This window comes from Candidatus Methylomirabilota bacterium, from assembly GCA_035315345.1.
Taxonomy (GTDB): Bacteria; Methylomirabilota; Methylomirabilia; order Rokubacteriales; family CSP1-6; genus CAMLFJ01.
The window spans coordinates 12,206-36,141 of the sequence record DATFYA010000004.1 but is presented as its reverse complement, the minus strand read 5'-3'; the positions used below and the strand labels follow the sequence as shown (position 1 = coordinate 36,141).

At 70.2% G+C, this 23,936-nt stretch carries 25 protein-coding genes; 18 read left to right on the top strand and 7 right to left on the bottom strand.

The genetic code is table 11. The annotated features are described in order from the left end of the window. Positions 1-159 precede the first annotated feature (159 nt). The 14 genes from VKN16_00655 to VKN16_00590 all read left to right on the top strand — a co-directional run bounded on the left by VKN16_00655 (position 160) and on the right by VKN16_00590 (position 14,600). A complete protein-coding gene (locus tag VKN16_00655; protein ID HME92708.1) occupies positions 160-2,616 on the top strand; it encodes an FAD-dependent oxidoreductase in 2,457 nt (818 codons plus the stop codon). Between the two features lie 15 nt (positions 2,617-2,631). Continuing rightward, positions 2,632-3,762, top strand: a complete 1,131-nt coding sequence (locus tag VKN16_00650; protein ID HME92707.1) for a 2-aminoethylphosphonate--pyruvate transaminase — start codon at positions 2,632-2,634, stop codon at positions 3,760-3,762. A gap of 11 nt (positions 3,763-3,773) precedes the next feature. Next, positions 3,774-4,691, top strand: a complete 918-nt coding sequence (locus VKN16_00645) for a neutral zinc metallopeptidase (GenBank protein ID HME92706.1) — start codon at positions 3,774-3,776, stop codon at positions 4,689-4,691. A 51-nt stretch (positions 4,692-4,742) separates the two neighbouring features. Further along, complete coding sequence (locus VKN16_00640) at positions 4,743-5,744, top strand: ABC transporter ATP-binding protein (GenBank protein ID HME92705.1); 1,002 nt, start codon at positions 4,743-4,745, stop codon at positions 5,742-5,744. Next, a complete protein-coding gene (locus tag VKN16_00635; GenBank protein HME92704.1) occupies positions 5,745-6,740 on the top strand; it encodes a dipeptide ABC transporter ATP-binding protein in 996 nt (331 codons plus the stop codon). It abuts the gene before it with no gap. A gap of 209 nt (positions 6,741-6,949) precedes the next feature. Further along, a complete protein-coding gene (locus VKN16_00630) occupies positions 6,950-8,476 on the top strand; it encodes an ABC transporter substrate-binding protein (GenBank protein ID HME92703.1) in 1,527 nt (508 codons plus the stop codon). Positions 8,477-8,534: 58 nt separating this feature from the next. Then, the gene (locus VKN16_00625; GenBank protein ID HME92702.1) at positions 8,535-9,488 is read left to right on the top strand and encodes an ABC transporter permease; all 954 of its coding nucleotides are present in this window, start codon (positions 8,535-8,537) and stop codon (positions 9,486-9,488) included. A gap of 13 nt (positions 9,489-9,501) precedes the next feature. Beyond that, entirely contained in the window at positions 9,502-10,407 is a 906-nt protein-coding gene (locus VKN16_00620; GenBank protein ID HME92701.1) for an ABC transporter permease, read from the top strand. Positions 10,408-10,506: 99 nt separating this feature from the next. Continuing rightward, entirely contained in the window at positions 10,507-10,773 is a 267-nt protein-coding gene (gene fdxA / locus VKN16_00615; protein ID HME92700.1) for a ferredoxin, read from the top strand. A gap of 291 nt (positions 10,774-11,064) precedes the next feature. After that, positions 11,065-11,337 carry a helix-turn-helix domain-containing protein gene (locus tag VKN16_00610; protein HME92699.1) on the top strand — a complete coding sequence of 91 codons (273 nt, stop codon included), beginning with the start codon at positions 11,065-11,067 and terminating at the stop codon, positions 11,335-11,337. A 32-nt stretch (positions 11,338-11,369) separates the two neighbouring features. After that, on the top strand, positions 11,370-12,497 hold the full coding sequence (locus tag VKN16_00605; GenBank protein ID HME92698.1) for a hypothetical protein: 1,128 nt from the start codon (positions 11,370-11,372) through the stop codon (positions 12,495-12,497). Beyond that, positions 12,497-12,922: an OB-fold domain-containing protein gene (locus VKN16_00600; GenBank protein HME92697.1), complete on the top strand. Its 426-nt coding sequence runs from the start codon at positions 12,497-12,499 to the stop codon at positions 12,920-12,922. Before VKN16_00605 ends, VKN16_00600 begins: the two co-directional genes overlap by 1 nt. After that, positions 12,909-14,171: a CoA transferase gene (locus tag VKN16_00595; protein HME92696.1), complete on the top strand. Its 1,263-nt coding sequence runs from the start codon at positions 12,909-12,911 to the stop codon at positions 14,169-14,171. The genes VKN16_00600 and VKN16_00595 overlap by 14 nt, the downstream gene beginning before the upstream one ends. A gap of 9 nt (positions 14,172-14,180) precedes the next feature. Next, positions 14,181-14,600, top strand: a complete 420-nt coding sequence (locus VKN16_00590) for a MaoC family dehydratase (GenBank protein ID HME92695.1) — start codon at positions 14,181-14,183, stop codon at positions 14,598-14,600. A gap of 31 nt (positions 14,601-14,631) precedes the next feature. Here VKN16_00590 and VKN16_00585 read toward each other — a convergent pair whose 3' ends face one another. Then, positions 14,632-15,363: a sulfite exporter TauE/SafE family protein gene (locus VKN16_00585; GenBank protein ID HME92694.1), complete on the bottom strand. Its 732-nt coding sequence runs from the start codon at positions 15,361-15,363 to the stop codon at positions 14,632-14,634. A 53-nt stretch (positions 15,364-15,416) separates the two neighbouring features. Here VKN16_00585 and cimA point away from each other — a divergent pair, with 53 nt between their 5' ends. From cimA to VKN16_00570, 3 genes are all read left to right on the top strand, one after another. Further along, positions 15,417-17,021, top strand: coding sequence for a citramalate synthase (gene cimA / locus VKN16_00580; protein HME92693.1), 1,605 nt, complete (start codon positions 15,417-15,419; stop codon positions 17,019-17,021). Between the two features lie 258 nt (positions 17,022-17,279). After that, positions 17,280-18,209, top strand: coding sequence for a fumarate hydratase (locus VKN16_00575; GenBank protein HME92692.1), 930 nt, complete (start codon positions 17,280-17,282; stop codon positions 18,207-18,209). Then, positions 18,209-18,904 (top strand): fumarate hydratase C-terminal domain-containing protein, encoded by a 696-nt coding sequence (locus VKN16_00570; GenBank protein ID HME92691.1) that lies wholly within the window; start codon positions 18,209-18,211, stop codon positions 18,902-18,904. The genes VKN16_00575 and VKN16_00570 overlap by 1 nt, the downstream gene beginning before the upstream one ends. Before the next feature lie 30 nt (positions 18,905-18,934). Here VKN16_00570 and VKN16_00565 read toward each other — a convergent pair whose 3' ends face one another. The 5 genes from VKN16_00565 to VKN16_00545 form a co-directional block, all read right to left on the bottom strand. Continuing rightward, positions 18,935-19,414, bottom strand: a complete 480-nt coding sequence (locus VKN16_00565) for a nitroreductase family deazaflavin-dependent oxidoreductase (protein HME92690.1) — start codon at positions 19,412-19,414, stop codon at positions 18,935-18,937. Between the two features lie 13 nt (positions 19,415-19,427). Beyond that, on the bottom strand, positions 19,428-20,708 hold the full coding sequence (locus VKN16_00560) for an alkyl sulfatase dimerization domain-containing protein (GenBank protein ID HME92689.1): 1,281 nt from the start codon (positions 20,706-20,708) through the stop codon (positions 19,428-19,430). After that, entirely contained in the window at positions 20,708-21,985 is a 1,278-nt protein-coding gene (locus VKN16_00555) for an MFS transporter (GenBank protein ID HME92688.1), read from the bottom strand. The genes VKN16_00560 and VKN16_00555 overlap by 1 nt, the downstream gene beginning before the upstream one ends. Before the next feature lie 166 nt (positions 21,986-22,151). After that, complete coding sequence (locus VKN16_00550; protein ID HME92687.1) at positions 22,152-22,607, bottom strand: ClbS/DfsB family four-helix bundle protein; 456 nt, start codon at positions 22,605-22,607, stop codon at positions 22,152-22,154. Between the two features lie 22 nt (positions 22,608-22,629). Next, entirely contained in the window at positions 22,630-23,067 is a 438-nt protein-coding gene (locus VKN16_00545; protein HME92686.1) for a GNAT family N-acetyltransferase, read from the bottom strand. On the opposite strand from VKN16_00545, the gene VKN16_00540 reads away from it, so the two are divergent. Then, complete coding sequence (locus tag VKN16_00540) at positions 23,066-23,245, top strand: hypothetical protein (protein ID HME92685.1); 180 nt, start codon at positions 23,066-23,068, stop codon at positions 23,243-23,245. The genes VKN16_00545 and VKN16_00540 overlap by 2 nt on opposite strands. Here VKN16_00540 and VKN16_00535 read toward each other — a convergent pair. Continuing rightward, positions 23,215-23,910 (bottom strand): RraA family protein, encoded by a 696-nt coding sequence (locus VKN16_00535; protein HME92684.1) that lies wholly within the window; start codon positions 23,908-23,910, stop codon positions 23,215-23,217. The genes VKN16_00540 and VKN16_00535 overlap by 31 nt on opposite strands. Positions 23,911-23,936 lie beyond the last annotated feature (26 nt).

Sequence of the window (23,936 nt, the reverse complement as noted above, 5' to 3'; positions counted from 1 at the left end):
CGATGTCCGCGGCCTGGTGGCGTGCGCCGGCCCCAAGCAACGGGATGTCCGCCGAGCGGGGAAGTGCGGAAGCCTCAAGCAATGGGGTGTCCGCCGAATGGGGGAGTGCGGGGGCCATGTCCGGGCCCCCGCAGCTGAAGAGCCTGAAGAACTAGACGAATGTCCGCCCTCAGCCCGCCTTTCCCCACCCACGCCCGCGTCGTCATCGTCGGCGGCGGAATCGTCGGCAACAGCGTCGCGTATCACCTGACGAAGCTCGGCTGGCGTGACGTGGCGCTGCTGGAGCAGGGTACGCTCTCCTGCGGCACGACGTGGCACGCGGCGGGGCTGGTCGGCCAGCTGCGCTCCTCGATCAATCTCACGCGGCTCATCCGCTACAGCGTGGACCTCTACACCGGGCTCGAGGCCGAGACCGGCCAGTCCACCGGCTGGAAGCGGTGCGGTAGCATCAGCGTGGCGCGCACCGCGGAGCGCATGGTGCAGCTCAAGCGCAACGCCGCGATGGCCAACGCCTTCGGGGTCGAGGCCCACGTCATCGGCCTCGAGGACGCGGCGGCCCGCTATCCGCTGATGCGGACCGAGGATCTCGTCGGCGCGGTGTGGATTCCGGGCGACGGCAAGGCCAATCCCGCCGACGTCACCCAGGCCCTGGCGCGCGGCGCCCGGGCGGGTGGCGCGCGGCTCCTGGAAGGCGTCAAGGTCACCGGCGTGAAGGTGGTGAACGGGGCGGTGGCCGGGGTCGAGACCTCGGTCGGCCCCATCGCGACGGAGATCCTGGTCAACTGCGCCGGCATGTGGGCCCGCGAGCTCGGGCGCATGAGCGGGGTGGCGATCCCGCTGCACGCCTGCGAGCACATGTACATCGTCACCCAACCCATCACGGGCGTGAGCGCGGACCTGCCGGTGCTGCGTGACCCGGACGGCCACATCTACGTGAAGGAGGAGGTGCAGGGCCTCCTCATGGGCGGCTTCGATCCGTGGGCCAAGCCGTGGGGCACCGACGGCATCCCGGACGGCTTCTCGTTCTCCACGCTGAAGGAGGACTGGGAGAAGTTCGAGGTGCTGATGACCAACGCGGTCAAGCGCCTGCCCGCGCTCGAGCGCGCGGAGGTCCGCACCTTCCTGAACGGGCCCGAGTCGTTCACGCCGGACAACTACTTCATCATGGGCGAGGCGCCCGAGGTGCGCCGCTACTACGTGGGCGCCGGCTTCTCCTCGGGCGGCATCGCGGCGGCGGGCGGGGCCGGCCGGGCGCTGGCCGAGTGGATCGTGGGAGATCGGCCGCCGATGGATCTGTGGCCGGCCGATATCCGCCGCTTCGCTCCGTTCCACGCCGACCGGCGCTTCCTGCGCGAGCGGGTCAGCGAGATCGTCGGCGTGCACTACCACATCGCGTTCCCGAATCGCGAGCTGACCAGCGGCCGCGGGCTGAGGCGCTCGCCGCTGCACGACCGGCTGGGCGAGCGTGGCGCCTCCTTCGGGGCCAAGATGGGCTGGGAGCGGGCGAACTGGTTCGCCCCCGCGGGGGTGGATCCGACGCCGGTGTACTCCTTCGGCCGGCAGAACTGGTTCGACTACTCGGCCGCGGAGCACCGCGCGGCCCGCGAGGCGGTGGCCCTCTTCGACCAGACGTCGTTCGCGAAGTTCCGCGTCGACGGCGCGGACGCGGAGGCGGCGCTGCAGCGGCTCTGCGCCAACGACGTGGCGATCGCGCCCGGCCGCATCGTCTACACCGCGATGCTCAACGAGCAGGGTGGCTTCGAGAGCGACCTGACCGTGACTCGGCTCGCCGCCGACGCGTATCTCGTCGTCACCGGCGCGGGCCAGGCGACTCGCGACCTGGACTGGATCCGCCGGCACCTGCCCGCGGGGGCGCGGGCCACCGTCACCGACGTCACCGACGCCTTCGCGGTGCTGGGCCTCATGGGGCCGCGCTCGCGCGATCTGCTGGCCCGCGTGAGCGGCGCCGACCTCGCCAACCGCGCGTTCCCCTTCGGCGCCTCCCGTGAGATCGCGATCGGCCGCGCGAGCCTGCGCGCCTCGCGAATCACCTATGTGGGCGAGCTCGGGTGGGAGCTGTACATTCCGGCCGCGTCCGCGCGGGACGTGTACGATGCACTCCATGAGGCCGGACGCGACGTGGGGCTGCGCGACGCCGGCTACTATGCGATGGAGACGCTGAGGCTCGAGAAGGCCTACCGGGCGTGGGGCCGGGAGGTCACGATCGAGGATACGCCGTGGGAGGCCGGGCTGGGCTTCGCGGTGCGGCTGGACAAGGCGGCGCCGTTCCTCGGCCAGGAGGCACTGCGGCGCCGCCGCGACGAGCCGCCCACCAAGCGCCTGCTCACCTTCGTGCTGGAGGACCCGGCGGCCCTCCCGTGGGGCGACGAGCCGATCCTGCGCGAGGGCCGGGTGGTGGGCACGGTGACCTCGGCCGGCTTCGGCCACACGCTGGGACGCGGGGTGGCGATGGGCTACGTGCGCCACTCCGGGCCGATCGATCAGCCGTACATCGACGGCGGGCGCTTCGCGCTGGACATCGCGGGCGAGCGCGTCTCGGCCCGAGCCGGGCTCGCCGCCCCCTACGACCCGAGCGGGCTGCGGATCCGGAGCTAGGGAGGGACACGCGACATGGACGACCAGCCGCGCGAGCCGTTTCTGCTGACGCCGGGACCGCTCACCACGTCGCGGGCCACCAAGGAGGCCATGCTCCGCGACTGGGGCTCCCGGGACGGGGCGTTCGTCGCCATGAACGCGCGGGTGCGCCGACGGCTGCTCGAGCTGGTGCACGGTGACGGCAGCCACGTCTGCGTCCCGCTGCAGGGCAGCGGGACGTTCATCGTCGAGGCCATGATCGGCACGTTGCTGCCGCCGCGCGGCAAGCTGCTCGTGCTGGTCAACGGGGCCTACGGTCGTCGGATCGTCCGCATGTGCGAGTACTACCGCCGCGCCTGCGAGGCGGTGGAGACCGCGGAGGACCAGCCGGCCGATCCGACCGCGCTCGAGGCGAGGCTCGCCCGCGATCCGGCGATCAGCCACGTCGCGGTGGTGCAGTGCGAGACGACCTCGGGCGTGCTGAACCCGGTCGAGGAGATCGCGGCGGTGACCGCTCGGGCGGGCCGGCGCCTGCTCATCGACGCGATGAGCGCCTTCGGCGCGCTGCCGCTCGACGCGCGGCGGATCGCCTTCGACGCGGTGGTGGCCTCGGCCAACAAGTGCCTCGAGGGCGCGCCGGGGCTGGGCTTCGCCATCGTGCGCCGGGAGGCGCTGGAGGAGGCGCGGGGGCAGGCGCCGTCGCTGAGCCTCGATCTCCACGACCAGTGGATCGCGATGGAGAAGAACGGGCAGTGGCGCTTCACCCCGCCCACCCACGTGATCGCGGCCCTCGACGCCGCCCTCGAGCAGCACGCAGCCGAGGGCGGCGTCGAGGGCCGCGGCCGCCGCTATCGCGGCAACTGCGCGCTGCTCGTGGCCGGCCTTCGCGGCCTCGGCTTCGAGACCTTGCTGCCGGACCGGCTGCAGGCGCCGATCATCGTGACGGTGCGCATGCCGGCCGATCCCAGATTCCACTTCGAGACGTTCTACGAGCGCCTCGGCCAGCGGGGCTTCCTGATCTACCCGGGCAAGCTCACGGTGGCCGACAGCTTCCGCATCGGCTGCATCGGCGCGCTCGGCGAGGCCGAGATGCGCGGGGTGCTCCGAGCCATCACGGAGGTCATCGCCGAGCTCGGGGTGACCTCCTGCGCGCCCGCGGGGGCCTGAGAGGAGCGACCATGCGCTGGACGCGAGGGGATCGCAGCTCCGACATCGAGGATCGTCGTGGTGCATCGTCCGGCATGGGCATGCGCGTGGGAGGCGGGCTGGGCATCGGCGGGGTGCTGATCCTGCTGGTGCTGAGCCTGGTGTTCGGTCAGAACTTCTTCGCGCTGGTGGATCAGGGCGGTGAGGTATCGACCGGCCCGGAGGTGGCGCCCGGCCCTGGCGGCGCGCCGGCCGGCCGCAAGGGCACTCCGGCCGAGGAGCAGGTCGCCGACTTCATCTCGTTCGTCCTCGACGACGTGCAGAACACGTGGACCCGCGAGTTCGCCAAGGCGGGACGGGAGTACCAGCGGGCGCGCCTCGTGCTGTTCACCGACGCCACCCGCTCGGGCTGCGGCTTCGCGGAGTCGGCGGCGGGCCCCTTCTACTGCCCGGCCGACAGCAAGGTCTACATCGACCTCGGCTTCTACAACGAGCTGCGCAGTCGCTTCGGGGCGCCCGGCGACTTCGCCCAGGCCTACGTGCTCGCCCACGAGGTGGGCCATCACGTCCAGCACCTGCTGGGCATCTCCGACAAGGTGCACGACGCCCAGAGCGGCGGCAACCGGCAGCAGGCCAACGCGCTGTCGGTGCGGCTCGAGCTGCAGGCCGATTGCCTGGCCGGCGTCTGGGCCCACTCGACCAACGAGCGCCGGCTCCTCGAGGAAGGCGACGTCGAGGAGGGTCTGGCCGCCGCGTCCGCGGTCGGCGACGATCGGATCCAGAAGCAGATGGGGGGCCGGGTGAGCCCGGAGAGCTGGACCCACGGCTCGGCCAAGCAGCGCGCCGGCTGGTTCCGCCGCGGCCTCGAGACCGGCCGGATCAACGACTGCGACACGTTCAGGATCGCGCTGCCCGGGGTGGAGCAGCAGGGCCCGGGGCGCACGCGCTAGCCCGCCTCGGGGCGGGATCACCCCCAGGCGGTGTGTTAGACTGCCCGACTGATGGAGGTCCTCCTCGACGTTCGGGGTCTCCGCACCCACTTCCACACCTCGGGCGGCGTGATCCGCGCGGTGGACGGGGTGTCCTGGGACGTCCGCAAGGGCGAGACGGTCGCTCTCGTGGGGGAGTCAGGCTGCGGCAAGTCGGTGAGCGCGCTCTCGGTGATGCGCCTGGTGTCGCGTCCGGCCGGGCGTATCGAGGCCGGTGAGATCCTGTTCAAGGGCCGCAACCTGCTCGCGCTCAGCGAGGAGGAGATGCGTCAGGTGCGCGGCCGGGAGATCGGGATGATCTTCCAGGAGCCGATGACCTCGCTGAATCCGGTCCTCACCGTCGGCCGACAGCTCACCGAGCCGCTCGAGGTCCACCTCAACATGAATCGCGCCGAGTCCCAGGCGCGGGCGGTCGAGCTGCTGTCGCTGGTCGGCATCCCCGATGGCGCGCGCCGGCTGCGACAGTTCCCGCACCAGTTCAGCGGCGGCATGCGGCAGCGGATCATGATCGCGATGGCGCTGGCCTGCAACCCGGCGCTGATCCTGGCCGACGAGCCCACCACCGCGCTGGACGTGACGATCCAGGCCCAGATCCTGGAGCTGATGAAGAGCCTCTCCCGGCGGCTCGGGGTGGCAATCCTGATGATCACCCACAACCTGGGCGTGGTGGCGCGCTACGCGGACCGGGTCAACGTGATGTACGCGGGCAAGATCGTGGAGCGGGCCACCGCCCGCGAGCTCTACGCCAACCCGCGCCATCCGTACACGCTCGGGCTCCTGCGCTCGGTGCCGCGTCTGGACGAGCCGCGCCGGGCCAAGCTGCAGCCGATCAGCGGACAGCCGCCCGATCTCTCCCGCCTGCCCGCGGGCTGCTCGTTCGCCCCCCGCTGCGCCTACGTGATCGAGCGCTGCCGCCACGAGACGCCGCCGCTCGATCCCGTCACCCCCGACCACGTCTCCGCCTGCTGGCTCGCCCGCGACCTCCCCACCGCCGCCGCGGCCGCCAGCGCCTAGATGGCGACCCCGGTGAATCGGACGCCGCAGCCGATTCTAGAAGTCAGGAACCTGGTCAAACATTTCCAGGTGGGCGGGGGCCTCTTCGGCGGCGCCGCCGGGACCGTGAAGGCCGTCGACGGGGTGAGCTTCACGATTCATCGCGGCGAGACGCTCGGTCTCGTCGGCGAATCGGGCTGCGGCAAGACCACCACCGGCCGGACCATCCTCCGGCTCGAGCAGCCCACCAGCGGCGACGTGATCTTCGAGGGCCGCAACCTGGCCACCCTGTCCGAGTCGGAGCTCCGCGGCCTGCGCCGGCGGATGCAGGTCATCTTCCAGGACCCGTACAGCTCGCTCAACCCGCGCATGACGGTGGGGCAGATCATCGCGGAGCCACTCAGCGTGCACGGCATCGTGCCGGATCGCGCCGCCCGGGCCGCGCGCGTGCAGGAGCTGCTGCGTCACGCGGGCCTGCTGCCGATGATGGCGCGGCGCTACCCCCACGAGCTGTCCGGCGGGCAGCGCCAGCGGGTCGGGATCGCCCGGGCGCTGGCCATGGAGCCGAGCCTGATCATCTGCGACGAGCCGGTCTCCGCGCTGGACGTGTCGATCCAGGCGCAGATCATCAATCTGCTGGAGGAGCTCCAGGCCGAGTTCGGGCTGACCTACCTGTTCGTGGCCCACGACCTCTCGGTCGTCCGCCACATCTCGGACCGGGTCGCGGTCATGTACCTGGGCAAGATCGTCGAGATCACCGACCGCAAGTCGCTCTACGAGGATCCTCAGCACCCCTACACGAAGGCCCTGCTCTCGGCGGTGCCCATCCCGGACCCCGCGGTGGAGGCCAAGCGGGAGCACGTGGTCCTGGGCGGAGAGGTGCCGAGCCCGCTCAATCCGCCGTCGGGCTGCGTGTTCCATCCGCGCTGCCCGATCGCGGTGGCCGAATGTCGGACCACGGTCCCCGCCTTGCGGGAGATCAAGCCCGACCATTACGCGGCCTGTATCCGAGTATAGGTTCCCGGGGGCACCTTGACACGGGGGTGGGGTGCCGCTAAATTAGCGAAAATCAGTGGGAACCCTGGCTTGCCCTGACGGATTGAATCCTCACATAGCCGTCTCGCAGAATCTCAGCGCGGAGGTGGTCCATGCGCCCTGGCACTAAATGGTTGATCCCGACGATCCTCGTCGTGGTTCTTGGTCTGACCAGCTGGCCCCTATCGGCCGTGGCACAGGACAAGCCGCGCTCCGGGGGAGAGCTGCTCTACGTGGTGCCGTCGGAGCCGCCCTCCTACGACGCGCACGCCGAGGAGACGTTCGGCGTGATCCATCCGATCGCGCCGCACTACAACCTGCTCATGCGGGTCGATCCGTTCGACAAGACCGGCACCAAGCCGGTCGGCGATCTCGCCGAGTCGTGGACGATCTCCAAGGACGGGCTGGTCTACACCTTCAAGCTGCGGCAGGGCGTGAAGTTCCACGACGGCACCGAGATGACGTCGAAGGACGTGAAGGCCTCCTACGACAAGATCATCTTCCCGCCCGCCGGCGTGAAGTCGCTCCGCAAGGAGTCGTACCGGTCGATCGAGGTGGTGGAGGCGCCGGACCCCTACACGGTGCGCTTCCGGCTGAAGTATCCCGAGGCCTCGCTGCTCCTGAATCTCTGCTCGCCGTGGAACTGGATCTACAAGGCGGACATCCTCGCCAAGGACATGCACTGGTACGAGAAGAACATCATGGGCACCGGGCCCTTCACCTTCGTCGAGCACGTCAAGGGCTCGCACTGGGTGGGCAAGAAGAACCCCAACTACTGGGACAAGGGCAAGCCGTATCTGGACGGGTACCGGGCCATGTTCATCAGCTCGTCGGCCGCGCAGGTGGCGGCCATCCGCGGGGAGCGGGCGCACATCCAGTTCCGCGGGTTCAGCCCGCCGGAGCGTGACCAGCTGGTCTCCGCGCTCGGCAACAAGATCACGGTGCAGGAGAGCCCGTGGGACTGCCTGAACTTCGTCTCGATGCACCACGAGAAGAAGCCGTTCGACGACAAGCGCGTGCGCCGCGCCCTGTCGCTGGCCCTCGACCGCTACGAGGCCTCGCAGAAGCTCTCCAAGATCACCATCGTGAAGGACGTGGGCGGCATCCAGGTGCCGGGCACGCCCTACGCGACGCCGCCCGCCGAGCTGGAGAAGCTCGCCGGCTACGGTCACGACATCAACGCGAACCGGGCCGAGGCCAAACGGCTGCTGAAGGAGGCCGGCGTCCCCGACGGCTTCTCGTTCACCTTCAAGAATCGCGGCATCCCGCATCCCTACGAGCCCGTCGGCATCTGGCTCGTGGACCAGTGGCGGCAGATCGGGCTCAACGTGAAGATCGAGACCATCGAGGCCTCCGCGTATCACCCGATGCTGAAGCGGGGCGACTTCGATGTCGCGATGGACTTCCAGTGCGGCTTCATCGTGGAGCCGGACCTGGACCTGGCGCGCTTCATCAGCACGTCGGACGCCAACTACGGCAAGCACAAGGACAAGATGATCGACGAGCTGTACCAGAAGCAGGCGCGGGCCGGCGACATCGAGGACCGCAAGAAGATCATCCGCCAGCTCGAGAAGCGGCTCCTCGACGAGGAGACGCACGTCATCTACACGCTGCAGTGGCACCGGATCATCCCGCACAACTCGAAGGTCCACGGCTGGACGATCACGCCCAGCCACTATCTGAACAACATGCTCGACACGGTCTGGCTGTCGGAGTAGGGGAGATCTCCGCGGGCCCGCGCCGGACGCCCTCCGGCGCGGGCCCGCCTGCACCCCCATGTGGAAATACCTGATCAAGCGCTTCCTGCTCATGTTCCCCACCATCGTGGGGGTGGCGGTCGTCACCTTCATCCTCATCCGGGTCATCCCGGGTGACGTGGTGGAGCTGCGGCTGGCCGGGGACCGGGGCGCCGCGTCCCAGGCCGCCATCGACGCGGAGCGCGCGCGGTTCGGGCTCGACCAGCCGATCTGGAAGCAGTTCGTGACCTGGATGACCGGGGTGGCCCGGCTCGACTTCGGCACCTCGATGTGGACGGGCGCCTCCATCTGGCAGGAGATCAAGCTGCGCTTCGCGCTGTCCCTGCAGGTGGCGATCATGTCGACGGTGGTGGCGGTGCTGCTCGCGGTGCCCCTCGGGATCCTCGCCGCCCTCAAGCAGGACACCTGGGTGGACTACGCGGTCCGCGTCTTCTCGATCGCGGGGCTGGCCTGCCCCTCCTTCTGGCTGGGCATCCTGTTCATCCTGACGTTCCTCATCGTGTTCAAGTGGCTGCCCCCGATGGTCTATACCCCGTTCTGGGTGAGCCCGTGGCAGAACCTCCAGCAGCTCATCTGGCCTGCCCTCGCGGTGGGCTATCGCTACTCGGCGGTGGCCACTCGCATGACCCGCTCCGCCATGCTGGAGGTGCTGCGCGAGGACTACGTGCGCACCGCGCGGGCCAAGGGCCTCGCGCAGCGGCTCATCCTCGTCCGCCACGCGCTGAAGAACGCGATGCTGCCGGTGTTGACGGTGATCGCGCTCGAGTTCGCGTTCCTGATCGGCGGCCTCGTGGTCACCGAGCAGGTCTTCAACCTGAACGGGATCGGGCTGCTCTTCGTCCAGGCGGTGGCCCATCGCGACTACACGCTGATCCAGGCGCTGGTGATGCTGGTGGCCGGCATCTTCATCTTCGCGAACTTCGTGATGGACGTCATGTACGCCTGGATCGACCCGCGGATTCGGTACCGCTAAACCGGACAAATCCATGGCCATCAACACTCCGATCGACCTGATCGCGGCCGAAGCGAGCGAGCCCTCCGCCGGCGCCGCGTGGTGGGCCGCCATCCGCGATTTCGCGCGGCACCGGACGCTCGGGGCGGTGGGAGCGGCGGTGGTGCTGCTCATGCTGATCCTCGCGGTGTTCGCGGGGGTGCTCGCGCCCTACGATCCGGTGGCGGTGGACTTCGGGGCCATGCTGGCCGCCCCCAGCGCCGCGCACTGGCTGGGCACCGACGCCTTCGGCCGTGACGTGCTCTCGCGCCTCATCTACGGGTCGCGCACCGCGCTGCTCGTCGGCTTCGGGGCCGCGATGCTGGGCGCCACCTTCGGGGCCATCCTGGGCGTGGGCAGCGCGTACTTCGGCGGGCTGGTGGACCTGTACCTGCAACGCCTGATGGACATCTTCCTCTCGTTTCCGCTCATCATCCTGGCGCTGGCCCTGGTGGCCATCCTCGGCAACAGCATCCCGAACGTGATCATGGCGATCACGATCCCGATGATCCCGCGCGCCGCGCTCGTGATTCGCTCCTCGGCGCTCACCATCCGCGAGATGCCGTACGTCGACGCGGCCCGCGCCGCCGGCTTCGGTCACGCGCGGATCATCATGCGTCACATGCTGCCGAACGTGGTCGCCTCGTATCTCATCATGCTCACCGCGTTCCTGAGCCAGGCCATCCTGGCCGAGGCGTCGCTGTCGTTCCTGGGGCTGGGCGTGCAGGAGCCGACGCCCGCGTGGGGCCTGATGCTGCGCGGGGCGGCCGTCGATTTCGCGGAGTCCGCGCCCTGGATGGCCCTCTTTCCGGGAGTGGCGATCAGCCTCGCCGTGTTCGCGTTCAATCTCTTCGGCGACTCGCTCCGCGACGCGCTCGATCCCAAGCTTCGCACGCTCTAACGACGGGTCAAACGCCTTGACACGTCCCAGGGCGAGTTGATACAAGTATGTGGGTTTGAAGGCGGTTTTTCCCGGGTGACCGGTTAACAGGAGGCCGGAATGGCGTATATCATCGCTGAGCCCTGCATCAACGTGAAGGACAAGGCCTGCGTCGAGGTCTGCCCCGTGGATTGCATCTACGAGGGCGAGACCATGCTCTACATCCATCCCGATGAGTGCATCGACTGTGGGGCGTGCGAGCCGGTCTGCCCGGTGAAGGCGATCTTCGCGGAGGACGAGACACCGGCCAACTGGAAGAATTTCATCGAGCTGAACAAGCAGTTCTTCAAGGACAATCCGGGCGTCAAGCCGGCCACCAAGGCCTAGCGCCGCCGACGCCCGCTCGAGTCATCGGGGCCCGCTCACGCGGGCCCCTCTTTTTTGTCCGCGGTCTCTCGTGCCCACGCGCGACGGCAACGGCTCGCCCCGGCTGCACACGGTCTGGTGCACGAGCCGTGATGTCGGCGCGCCGCGCCTCGCCCATGGCCCGCCTCGACGGCGATTCTCGCTCGACGACCGCGTCGTCGCCGCGTGGCACAGGCCTTGCGAAGCTCCGCCCGCATGACAACCCTACTGATGCCCGCTCCCGAGCCCGCTCCCCGGTCTTCGGCCCCGCGCATGCCGAAGGGCCTGTCCGACTCCGCGGCGCTGCCCACCGCGCCCGCCCGGGCGCTGCCCGGCTTCCACGGTGCGGTCTCCGAGTTCAAGCGGCACCTGCTCGAGGCCACGCTCACCCAGTCCGGTGGCAACCGCACCCGCGCGGCGCGGGCGCTGGGCCTGCAGCGCACGTATCTGCTGCGCCTCATCCGCGAGTTCGAGATCCGCGTGCCGCCCGCGGCGATGGCACCGCGACGCGGGGAGGCGTCGGCGCGACCGGCTCAAACACGTTGACACCCGGTCGCGGCCCGGTTTGAAATGGATGCGTGAGCGACGTGTGGATCGCGGGAGCGGGGATGACCCGCTTCGGCCGGCGCGACGAGAATCTCCCCGATCTCATGGCGGAGGCGGCCCTGGCCGCCATGACCGACGCCGGCATCGAGCGGCCCGACGGCCTGGTGGTGGCCGCGATGAACCCCGAGGAGTTCACCGGCGAGGGCAACTTCGCCTCGCTGATCGCCACCCGCATCGGGCTGTCGCACGTGCCGGCGCTGCGGGTCGAGACCGCGACGTCCTCCGGCGTGGCCGCCGTCTACTCGGCCTATGCCTCGATCGCGGCCGGCTTCCACCGCTCGGTGCTGGTGGTGGGCGGCGAGAAGATGACCCACATCGCGACGCCGCGGGTCTCCGACATCATCGGCCGCTCGATCGATCCCTACGAGAAGAGCTACGGCACCACCATGCCGGCGCTCGCCGGGCTGGTGACTCGCGCGGCCATGCACCGGCGCGGGCTCACGTTGAAGGAGATCTCGCAGGTCGCGGTGAAGAACCACGCGCACGGCGCCCGCAACCCGTTCGCCCACTTCCGCGAGCCGGTCACGCTGGAGACGGTGATGGAGAGCCGGGTGGTGGCCGACCCCCTGCGCCTCTTCCACTGCTGCCCGATCTCGGACGGCGGCGCGGCGCTGGTGTTGACCGGCGAGCGGCGCGCGGTGCGCATCGCGGGCATCGGGCAGGGGGCGGATTCGATCGCGGTGCGCTATCGGAGCGATCTCACCTCGTTCCGCGCCACCCAGAGCGCGGCGGAGGCGGCCTACCGCATGGCCGGCTTCGGAGCCGCACGCGTCGAGGTGGCCGAGATCCACGATGCCTTCACGCCCTTCGAGCTGATCTCGCTCGAGGACACCGGGCTCGTGCCGTCGGGCAAGGCGGGGCGCGCGACCCTCGACGGTGAGACCGCGATCGGCGGGCGCCTGCCCGTCAATCCGTCGGGCGGGCTCAAGGCGCGTGGCCATCCGCTGGCCGCCACCGGCATCTCGCAGCTGGTCGAGCTGTGCTGGCAGCTGCGCGGCACCGCGGAGGGCCGGCAGGTGCCGGCGCGCGTGGGCCTGGCCCAGTCCATCGGCGGCCTCGCCACCAACAACTGGGTGACGCTGGTCGAGGCCGCCCGCTGATGGCCGACCTGCGCGCCTCGCGCTGTCCCCGCTGCCGGCGCCTCGTGGTGCCGCCGGCCAGCATCTGTCCCGATCATCCGGTCAAGATGGAGGCGGCGGTGCTGCCGCCGCTCGGGGAGGTGGTCTCGTTCACCACCCTGCACTCGCCGCCCGAGGGCTTTCGAGCCCCGCTGCACATCGCCCTCGTGCAGCTCGAAGGCGGCGCGCGGCTCTTCTGCCACGGGACCGCGACCGAGGGTGTGAAGATCGGCTCGCACGTCGCGGTGGAGGCGGTCGATTCCGTGCTCTACTTCTCCCACATCGGGTTCACCGACCGGGCGCGCCTGTTCTGGAAGCGCGCGGGCGCCCGCGGCGAGCGCGTCGCCGCCATCGGCAAGAGCGTCGTCCAGGGCGTGTGGAACAGGAGGCCCCGTGGCAAAGACTAGAGCCCGATCCGGCAAGGCTGCCGCTCCGACCCGCCGAGCGAAGACCGCCGGCCGCCCCGCCGCCCGCCCGCCGCTGCACGGCGTGCGCGTCATCGATCTCACCCGCGTACTGGCCGGGCCGTTCTGCGCCATGTCGCTCGGTGACATGGGCGCCGAGGTCATCAAGATCGAGGAGCCCGGCAGGGGCGACGATACGCGCGGCTGGCCGCCCTTCGTGAGCGGGGAAGCGACGTATTTCCTCTCGGTGAATCGCAACAAGAAGAGCCTCACCCTCAACATGAAGGCGCCCGAGGGCCAGGCGATCCTCCGGCGGCTGCTCGTCTCCGCCGACGTGGTGCTCGAGAATTTCCGGCCCGGCACGATGGAGCGTTTGGGCTTCGGCTACGAAGCGCTCCGGAAGATGAATCCGCGCCTGGTGTACTGCTCGATCTCGGGCTTCGGGGAGAGCGGGCCCGAAGCCCACCGGCCGGGCTACGACCTGATCGTGCAGGGCGAGTCCGGGGTCATGGACATCACCGGCTTCCCCGACGGCCCGCCGGTGAAGGTGGGCAACTCGATCGGCGATCTCGTCGCGGGCATGGCCGCCGCGCAGGGCATCACGCTGGCCCTGCTGAGCCGCCAGAGGACCGGCACCGGGCAAAAGGTCGAGATCGGCATGCTGGACGTGATGGCCTCGCTGCTCACCTATCAGGCCGGCCTCTACTGGAACGCGGGGGGCCGTCCGGCGCGGCGGGGCAACGAGCATCCCTCGATCGTGCCCTACGAGGTGTTCAAGGCCAAAGACGTGTATCTCACGCTCGGGGTCGCCAACAACTCGCTGTGGGAGCGGACCTGCCGCGCTCTGGATCGCGAGGACCTGATCCGCGATCCGCGCTTCGACACCGAGGCCAACCGGGTCGCGAATCGCAAGGTGCTGGTCCCGCTGCTCAACGAGATCCTGGGCGCGCGCCCGGCCGACGAATGGCTCGCCCGCCTGGACAAGGCGGGCGTGCCCGCCGGCCGCATCAAGAGCGTGGCCGAGGTGTGCGAGAGCGCGCATCTTCGCGCGCGCGGCATGATGGTCTCGCTCCCGCATCCCAAGGCGGGCCCGATCACCGTGATGGGGGTGCCGGTGCGCCTGCACGACACGCCGGGCGCGGCCACCGCGGCGCCACCGCTGCTGGGCCAGCACACCGACGAGATCCTCACCGGGCTGCTGCGCATGCCGAAGGCGCGCGTCGAGGCGTTGCGCGCCGCCGGCGTCGTGTAGGCCGGATCCGTGCCGGTCGGGCCGCTGGGGCTCGAGGTGGGACAGACCGCGCGACGCACCCAGACCGTGACCGCTGACGACGTCGAGCTCTACGCGCGGCTCACCGGCGACCGCAACCCGCTGCACTTCGACGCCGACTTCGCGGCGCGCACGCGCTTCGGCCGCCTGGTCGCCCAGGGCGGTATCGCGGCCGGCATGCTGAACGCGCTGGTGGCGATGGACCTGCCGGGGCCCGGCACCGTCTTCATGAGTCAGGCGCTCAAGTACCTGGCCCCGACCTATCTGGGCGATACGCTGACCGCGCAGGTGGAAGTGCTGGCGCTCAAGCCGGACAAGCCGGTCTGCCAGCTGCGCGCCACCATCCGCAACCAGGATGGGGTGACGCTGCTCGAGGGAGAGTGCTGGACCTACACGATGCGCCCGTCCTGAGGCCGGGCGCCGCCAGGTGAGCGCGAGCGGATCATCTGAGACTGCGCACGAGGAGCCAGGCGCCGAGGGCGCCCAGGAAGACCAGCACCGCGCGGTTGAACGTTCGCTGATCGAGGCGATCCTGCAGGCGGAGTCCCACCGCGAACCCCACCAGCGCGACCGCGGTCAGCCCGACCGAGATCCACAGCACCGGCCACGTGAGCAGCCCGTACCAGCCGACCGCGCCGAGCTGTACCGCCTTGTAGAAGATGAAGGTGAAGGCCACCGAGGCCACGAAGTCGTGCTTGCCGAGGCCGATGGCGTGGAAGTAGAGGACCAGCGGCGTGGCCGGCGCGTTGGTCACGCCGCCGACCACGCCGGCCACGAAGCCGGCGGGCGCCGAGAGCCATCGCTCCCAGTGGGCGGGCACCTTCGGCGAGAGGCCGGTGGCGCTGAGGATCACGAAGGCCACCACGAAGAAGCCCAGGGTGAACGTGGCCGCGCGCGGCGACAGCATGGTGAGCACGCGGGTGCCGAGCACCATGCCGGCCGCGCCCGAGACGAGCAGGGTCGCGAAGCGCCGCGCGGTGGCCATCGGCGCGCCGCGCCGGACGAACTGGATGCCGTCCATGATGATGTTCGGCAGGATCAGCACCACCACCGCCGTCTTCACGTCGGTCACCAGGCTCAACAGCGGCGTCGCCAGGGAGGGAAAGCCGAAGCCGATGGCGCCCTTGACGATGCCGGCCCCCAGCACCACCACGGCCATGATCGCGGGAATCACCGTCCGAGCATAACTTGACACCTCCCGGGCGGGGGCGGGATGATGTGCCCCCCATGGCCGTGACGTCCCGATCGCGCGCGATCAAGATCTACGACACCACCCTCCGTGACGGGACTCAGGGCGAGGGCGTGGCCTTCTCGATGGAGGACAAGGTCCGCATCGCCCAGCGACTCGACGCCCTCGGCATCCACTACATCGAGGGCGGCTGGCCCGGCTCGAATCCGAAGGACCTGCGCTTCTTCAAGCGCGTGCAGGGCGCGGTGTTCAAGACCGCCAAGATCAGCGCGTTCGGCGCCACCCGCCGGCCCGGCGTGCGCCCGCAGGACGACGGCAATCTCCAGGCGCTGGTGGAGGCGGGCCCGCCCGTCGTCACGATCTTCGGCAAGGCGTGGGACTTCCACGTGACCGCGGCGCTGGGCACCACGCTCGAGGAGAACGTGGCCATGATCGGGGACTCGGTCGCCTACCTCCTCAAGCACTTCGAAGAGGTCATCTACGACGCCGAGCACTTCTTCGACGGCTTCAAGCGCAACCCGGAGTACGCGATGCGCACGCTGCTCGCCGCGGAGTCGGCGGGGGCCCACTGCCTCGTGCTATGCGACACCAACGGGGGCAGCCTCCCCCACGAGATCACCGCCATCATCCGAGAAGTCCGCCGGGCGGTGAAGGCCGACACCCCGCTCGGCATCCACGTGCACAACGACACCGAGTGCGCGGTGGCCAACTCCCTGACCGCGGTGGGGGAGGGCATCGAGCACGTGCAGGGCACGATCAACGGGTACGGCGAGCGCTGCGGCAATGCCAATCTCGTCTCGATCATCCCGAACCTCATGCTGAAGATGGGGCTCGAGTGCATTCCGAGCGCGAACCTGCGCGAGCTGCGTGACATCTCGCGCCTGGTCTCCGAGCTGGCCAACCGCAAGCCGTGGGCCGCGCAGCCCTACGTGGGCGACTCGGCCTTCGCCCACAAGGGGGGCATCCACGTGTCCGCGGTGCTGAAGCATCCGGAGACCTACGAGCACGTGGATCCGGACGCGGTGGGCAACCAGCGGCGGGTGCTCGTCTCCGAGCTGGCCGGGCAGTCCAACGTGTTGTGGAAGGCGCGCGAGTACGGGATCGATCTGGACAAGAACACGCCCGACGCCCGGCGCATCCTCGAGATGCTCAAGCGGCTCGAGGACGAGGGCTTCCTGTTCGAGGGCGCGGAGGCGTCCTTCGAGCTGCTGATGGAGCGGGCCCTCGGCAACCACCGGCCGTACTTCGAGCTGCAGGGCTACCGGGTGATCGTCGAGGAGAATGCGGGCGACGGCGAGCCGGTGGCCGAGGCCACCGTACGCCTGCGGGTGAAGGGCATCGAGGAGCACACCGCGGCGGCGGGCAACGGCCCGGTGAACGCGCTCGACCACGCGCTCCGCAAGGCGCTCGAGGACTTCTACCCGAACCTGCGGGAGATGGCGCTGCTCGACTACAAGGTGCGGATCCTCGATGAGGCCAAGGCCACCGCGGCCAAGACGCGCGTGCTCGTCACGTCCGGAGATGGGAATGACACGTGGGGGACCGTGGGCGTGGCGGACAACATCATCGAGGCGTCGTGGCAGGCGCTCGTTGACTCGGTGGAATATAAGCTCCGGCGCGACGAGAAGCAGGGTAAGCGGTAGCGCAGGGGGCCGCGGGGCGGCCGGCGGGGGTGGGAGGGGGTCTCTGACCACGTCCCGCGTTTTCGTCTTGGGCTGGTTGCAGTTCCCAATCTAGCGACATGAGATTCCTTGCTTGCCTTGGCGGGAACGGGTCAGCCGACCCCCTCCCACGCCCCACCGGCCACCCCGCGGCCCCCTGCGCTACCGCTTTGGGAGTCTTGGTTTGAGAATCTTGATGGTCGCGTCTTCGTTCGTGGAACGTTGAGTGACATGGCGAGAATGATTTCGGTGAAGCTCGTGGAGGATACGGCGCGGGAGTTGATGGCTCGGGCCGCGATCGATATTCCGGTGGATTATCGGGAGGGGGTGCGGCTGGCGCGGGATCGGGAGGGAAACCGGCTGGCGCGATTCGTGTTGGATCAGATGCTGGGGAATTGGGAGATTGCCAGTGCGGATCGGCGGCCGATGTGTGCGGATACCGGGTTGCCGAGATATTACGTGAAGCTGGGGAACGAGGCGGTGGTGGAGGGTGGCTTGGTGGCGCTGGAGCGGGCGCTGCGGAAGGCGACGGCGGAGGCGACGCAGGCGATTCCGCTGCGGCCGAACCGGGTGCACCCGCTCACCCGTGAGGACCGCAACGACAACGTCGGCATCCACGCGCCCGAGATCACGTACGCGGTCGAGCCGGGAGCCGACTGGATCGACGTCACCACCGTGCACAAGGGCGGCCTCTTCGGCAGCGACTACCGCATGCTCTTCCCGGGCGACGGGGTCGCCGGGATCAAGCGCTTCTTCGTCGACACCCTGATCGAGTCGGGCAAGCGCGGGCTGGCCTGTCAGCCCGCCATCGTGGGCGTCGGCATCGGCGGGGCCAAGGACACGTGCGTGCGCATCGGCAAGGAGGCGGCGTGCCTGCGCACCGTCGGGAGCCGCAATCCGGACCCCGCCGCGGCCGCGCTCGAGGACGAGCTGACCGCGCTCGGCAATTACATCGGCATCGGGGCGATGGGCTTCGCGGGCACCTCGATGGTGGTGGCCACCCACGTGGAGCTGGCCTACACCCACACCGGCGGGATGCCGGTCGGCATCCACCAGTTCTGCCTCTCGTCACGACGGGCGACTGCGCGGATCGCTTCCGACGGGCGCGTGGAATTCCGGAGCGATCCGGGCTGGTTCACCGACTACTACCGCCGGTCCGGGATCGAGTGATGGGCACCGCGATGGCGCGGCTCGATGACGTGACGATGGATGAGGTCCATCTCACCACGCCGGTCTCCGACGCGGCGATCCGCTCGCTGAAGCTGGGCGACGTCGTCTACGTGAGCGGCGCCCTCTACACCGCGCGCGAGGGTGTCTACCGGCAAGTGGTCGACCGCGGCGTGCCGTTCCCGGAGGCGCTGCGGGTGCTCACCAACGTGAACTTCCACTGCTCGCCCGCCGCGGCCACCCGGCCCGACGGCACCCACGTGGTCGAAGCGGTGACCGCAACGGCCAGCTTCCGGTTCGGCAAGTCGATGGGTCCGTGGTTCGAGCGCTCGGGGGCCCGGGTCATCGTGGGCAAGGCCGGGCTCACCGAGCTGGCCTACCGCGAGTGGTTCGTGCCGCACCGGGCGGTGTACCTCACCACCGTGGGCTACGGCATGGGCGCGGCGTACGGCCGCGGGATCCGTCGCGTGCTCGACGTGCACTGGCTTCGCGAGCTGGGGATCGCCCAGGCCTGCTGGGTGCTCGAGGTCGAGCGGCTCGGCCCGTTCCTGGTGGAAGGCGACGCCGAGGGCCGAAGCCTCTTCGCCCTCGCGAACCGCGAGATCAACCTCCGCATCGCCGAGGTCTACAAGTCACTGCCTCCGCCCGCCCTCTCCCGCTTCGGCGAAGTCCTCTCCCGCACCGACGAGGTCGTCTAGTCCGGGGTCAGGTCTTGCATTACGACATCTTCACGCCGGGCGGTCCGGGCTGCGCGCTTGGAAATGTCGTAATGCAAGACCTGACCCCAGCACGAAGACGGGGTGGCGGGGCGATTCGGTCTCGAAGGCGGTGAGGGGGGAGTCGGGGCGCGCGTCGAAGTAGGGGCGGGTGATGGCGACGCGGGTGACGTAGCGTTGCAGCACCGGCGCGGCGTCTGCGGGGCTCAGCTCGCGAATCGGGAGGGTCTCGGAGCGGCCGCCGCGGCTCAGGTTGACCTGCCCGGCGGCGCGCGCGTTGCGGACCCAGCCGACGTCGCCGTACGGGGCGACCAGCCAGCGCTCTCCACCGTCCTCGACGAGCGTGACCGGTGTGGACATCGGCCGACCGGTGCGTCGGCCCGGCACGGTCAGCAGGTACGTCGGACCGGGCATCAGGCCGAGGCGCAGGAGGAGGCGGACCAGGCGATTCGCGGCGCGACGGCCGAGGCCGAGTCGGTAGCTGGCGGCCATGGGACGCCGCCCCTCACCCGGGCCCTCCCCCCTGAGGGGAGGGGGGAGGCGTCGATTTCTCGGCGGATTCGCGGGCGGCGGCGGAGAAGATGCCGCGGGTCATGAGGGCACGGGCCTCGTCGGCGCGCCGCTGGTAGATCTCGGCACGCACGGCGTGCGCGGCCACGTGATCGGGCCCGGCCGCGATGGACCAGTCGATCAGGTGGCTCGCCAGCGCGAGGCGACCCTCCCCGGCCAGCGCGCGCGCCCGCGCGATGAGCCCCTCGATGCCGCCGGCCAGCATCGCGATCTCGCGCCCGATCTCGGCCTCGGGCGCCGGCTTGAGGTGTGCGGGCACGCCGTCGTACCAGCCGCCGTAGAGCCGCCAGAGATTGCGCACGACGTAGTCGGGCTCGTCGTAGACCGGCTGCAGATAGCGCCGCTCGGCCAGGTGCGCGGGCGGCCGGACTTCGCCGAGCACCTGCTCGAGGCCGGCCCCCGCGTTCATCAGCGCGAGGGTCTGGCTCACGAGCGAGTCGAGCCAGTCCGCGGTGTCGGTGAGAGCCTGCCGCGCGCGGTCGGCTCCGACGATCGGCAGGCCGTGGCCGGGGATGAGCAGCTCGGGGCCGCGGGCGGCCATCTCCCGCAGCGCCGCCGCCCACTCCGCGGCGTAGCGCTGGACCTTCTGCGGATTGCCCGCGTTCGGAGCGACCCAGATGAAGAGATCGCCGGTCCAGAGGATGCGCCGCTCCGGCCACCACACCCAGGTCGCGTCGTCCGTCTCGCCCCGCGCGTGCCGCAGCTCGAGCGTGACGTCCCCCGCCTCGAAGCGCAGCGCCTGGTCGTAGACCGTGTCGGGGTAGTCGTACTCGGTGGGCCAGGACGCGGCGATGGAGAACTGGCGCGCGTTGATGAGGCCGTTGTAGCCGGCGGTCGCTCGGTAGCGGTCGAAGCGGTCGGCCACGCTCCGGTGGCCGACGATGCGGGGGCGCGGCCACCCGCGCTCGGCCGCCTCGGCGATGAACGGGGGCAGGCCGAACGCGTGGTCGGCGTGGCCGTGGGTGTAGATCGCGGCGTGGACCGGGCCGGGATCGATCGCGCGGACCGACGCGAACGTGCGGTCCCGGGCCACGTAGTTGGCGGTGTCCACCAGCACCAGGCCGCGGCCGGTGCGCACGACCGTGACGTTGGCGAACGCATGGACGAAGAACACCCCGGGAGCGATCTCCTCGCGCTCGCCGGTCGGCTTCCAGAACTCGCGCGGGTCGACGCGGCCCACCCAGCACGCCTCGGCGCGCTCCCGGATGCTGCCCATCAGGCGGCCTTCCAGATGTTGCGGCCGCGCGTCTCGGGGGCCAGGCAGGCCGAGACGAAGGCGCCGACGGCGAGCAGGAGACAGAGCGCGAAGGCGGCGCGATACGCCCCGGCCCCGTAGACGCGGACGCCCGCGACCAGCGTGCCCTCCCAGTGCCGATCGAGCACGATCCCGGTCAGCCACTGCATGACGCCGAAGGACAGGAACGTGGGGAGATTGTGGAAGCCCAGCGCGACCCCCACGTATCGTGGGTCGTTGACCTCGCGGATGGCCGCGAAGGCGAGGACCACCACGCTCGAGCCCAGGCCGATCAGGAAGCAGACGAGCGGCATGAAGCCGGGGGCGATCGGCGTCCCGGGCACCACGAGCGCGACCCACGTGAGGACGTTCAGGCCGCTGATCGTCATCAGGGGCACGCGCCGGCGCTCCAGCCGGTCGGAGAGCCAGCCGATCAGCGGGGCGCCCACCAGCAGGCCCACCGCGGCCAGCGCGACCAGATTGGCGGCCCGCACGCGCGGCAGGTCGTACACCTGGGTGAGGTACGGCACGCCCCAGAGCCCGACGAAGGCCGCGAAGCCGCCGTAGATGCCGCCCGAGATGCCCCCGACCGTCCAGGAGCGCGGGTTGAAGATCACGCTCGGGATGCCCGCGAGGATCTCGCGGAGCCCCGGATCGGTGGCCCGCGCGCGCGATTCCCGCTCGTCGCTCCGGTCCGGACGATCGCGCACGGTGAAAAAGCACGCCACCGCCAGCAGCGCGGTGGTCGTCCCGATGGTGACGAAGCCCTGACGCCAGCCGATCTGCTCGACGAGCAGGGCCAGCGGCGTGGTGCCGGCGAGCGCCCCGATCGACCCCACGCTCTGCGCCGCGCCCGCAATGGTGCCGAACTCCTCGGCGCGGAACCACTCGGTGGCCAGCCGCAGCCACGCGATCAGGATCACCGAGGCGCCCAGGCCGACGAGGAGGCGCCCCCCGAAGGCCACCGCGAAGCCGGGGGCGAGGCCGAAGAGCACCGAGCCGGCGCTCATGCTGAGCCCGCCCAGGGCGAGCGTCCGTCGCGGGCCGAGGAAATCGATGAGGCTGCCCCCGGGCAGGGCCATGGCCGCGAAGCAGTAGGGGTAGATCGCAGCCAGCGCGCCGAGCGTCGCCGCCGACACCGCGAAGGCGGCCATGAGATCACCGGCCACCACGACCGGGGCCACCCGGTGGAGGTAGGACAGGAAGTACAGGAGGGCGGGAACGACCAGGATCCGCCATCGGGCCCGCGCGGCCCTCACTAGAAAGGTGCAGGCCGATGAAAAAGGTCCAGATGCGAGGCGCCGCCCGAGGGCCGCACGCGAGGCGTCTCGCGGCTCGAGTGGCCCACGGTCAACATGCCGTAGGCATGTTGAGGGTGACGTCGAGCGTGCGGCCGAGGGCGGCAACGAAGCAGATGGGCCTTTTTCATCGGCCTGCGCGCCAGGCCTCGATCTGCCCGCCATGCTCCTGATAGTGATGGCGGCTGTTGAAGTCGACGATCTTGTAGGCGGTCTTGCCCGGCCCGTAGCGTTCCTCGGGCACCGCGGCGGCCGCCCGCATGAACTCGGCGTGCGAGGCCTCCAGCTCGGTCAGGATGTCGGCGGTGGCCGCGGACTTCTTCGCGTCGGCGAAGCGCGCGTTCCAGGCGTCCACGTCGTCGTAGGAGACGCCCTCCGGCACCGGGCGCTCGCCCCGGGCGAGCCGCTCCAGCACCGGGCTCATCTCGCGGTGCCAGCCGGAGATGTGGGCGACGATGTCGCGCGCGCTCCACGTGCCCAGCCACACCTCGCGCATCTTCGCCTCGTCGAGGCCGGCGAGCGCGCGCTCGAAGCGGGTGAACTCGGTCTCCGCCTCGCCCAGCAGGGTGGTCTTCTCGGACATGGCCGTCGCCTCCGTGGCCGCCTCAGCCCAGGGATCGGGGCGGGATGCGCTTGTAGAAGAGCAGCTCGCGGACCCCCTGGGGCAGGTTGTCGATGTGGCCGCTCGGCTGGAAGCCGAGCGCGCGATGCATCTGGATGGACACCGCGTTGGTCTCCTCGGTGGAGGAGTACAGGCGCGGGGTGGGCGAGACCGCCTCCACCGACTTGTAGAACTCGCGCGCGATGCCCTTGCGCCGGTAGTCCTCGCGCACCACCACCAGCGTCACGAAGGTGCACTGGAACCAGTCGATGCGATAGGCGAGGAATCCCACCACCTCGCCCTCGGCCTCGGCGACGATCAGGTGGTGGCGCTCGAGATGCGATCGGATGAACGCGCCGGCGCGCTCTTCTCCGATGACCTCTCCGGCGAGGGTGCGGCAGCCGATCTCATCGGCCACCCGCGGCAGTCTGATCTCGATCATGAGCGCCCGCGCGCATTGTAAGCGCGGGCGGGCCCGCGCTCAACTCTCGGACGACCGGACTCCTCTCGTGCTCGTCGGCGAATACACCCGCTACGGGGGCCCGGAGCGGGAGGAGAAGGTGCTCTCGGTGGGCCGCCAGGTCACGCTTCAGTACGTGCCGGGCCGGATCTGTCCGTAGAGCGCCTTCAGCTTGTCGGCGGTGAAGCCGGCGGTCTGGCAGAGCGAGATGATCTTGCGCTCGTCCGCCTCCACCTTCGCGATGGCCTCCGGGATCTGGGCCGCGATCTCGTGCGGCACCGTCACCACGCCGTGCTGGTCGCCGTGGACCAGATCGCCGGGCTTGATCCAGACACCGCCGACCTTGACGGGAAGGCCGAAGTCCACCATGTGAATGTTGGCGTGCGAGACCGACACGTGCGCGGCGCAGAACTGGAATCCCAGCGCGCGCACCTCGTCCAGGTCACGCACCGAGCCGTCGGTCACCACCCCGACGCAGCCGAGGGCGCGATGGATGTTGGCCTGCACCTCGCCCCACTGCGCGCCCTGGCCTCGCGGGTCGTCCAGGTCGTGCACCACGATCACCCGCGGCGCGGGGATGCTCTGGATGAAGTCCCACCAGCCGAAGGTGCTGGCCCGGTGGCCCTCGATCGGCCCGCGCTCGGCCCGGATGAGCGCGGTGACCGCGTAGCCCACCATCGGCCCCATCGCGGGGAAGAGGGCACGGATGCTGGAGGACACGTTGCCCTCGTCCCGGGGCCGCACCTTGAAGGTCTCGATGGCGTTGGCCACGCTGGGGCTGGTGATCTTGCGAAGCGCGTCGATCTGCTGGGTCGTGAGCGTCACCGTCGTCTCCTTGGTATCGGAACCGG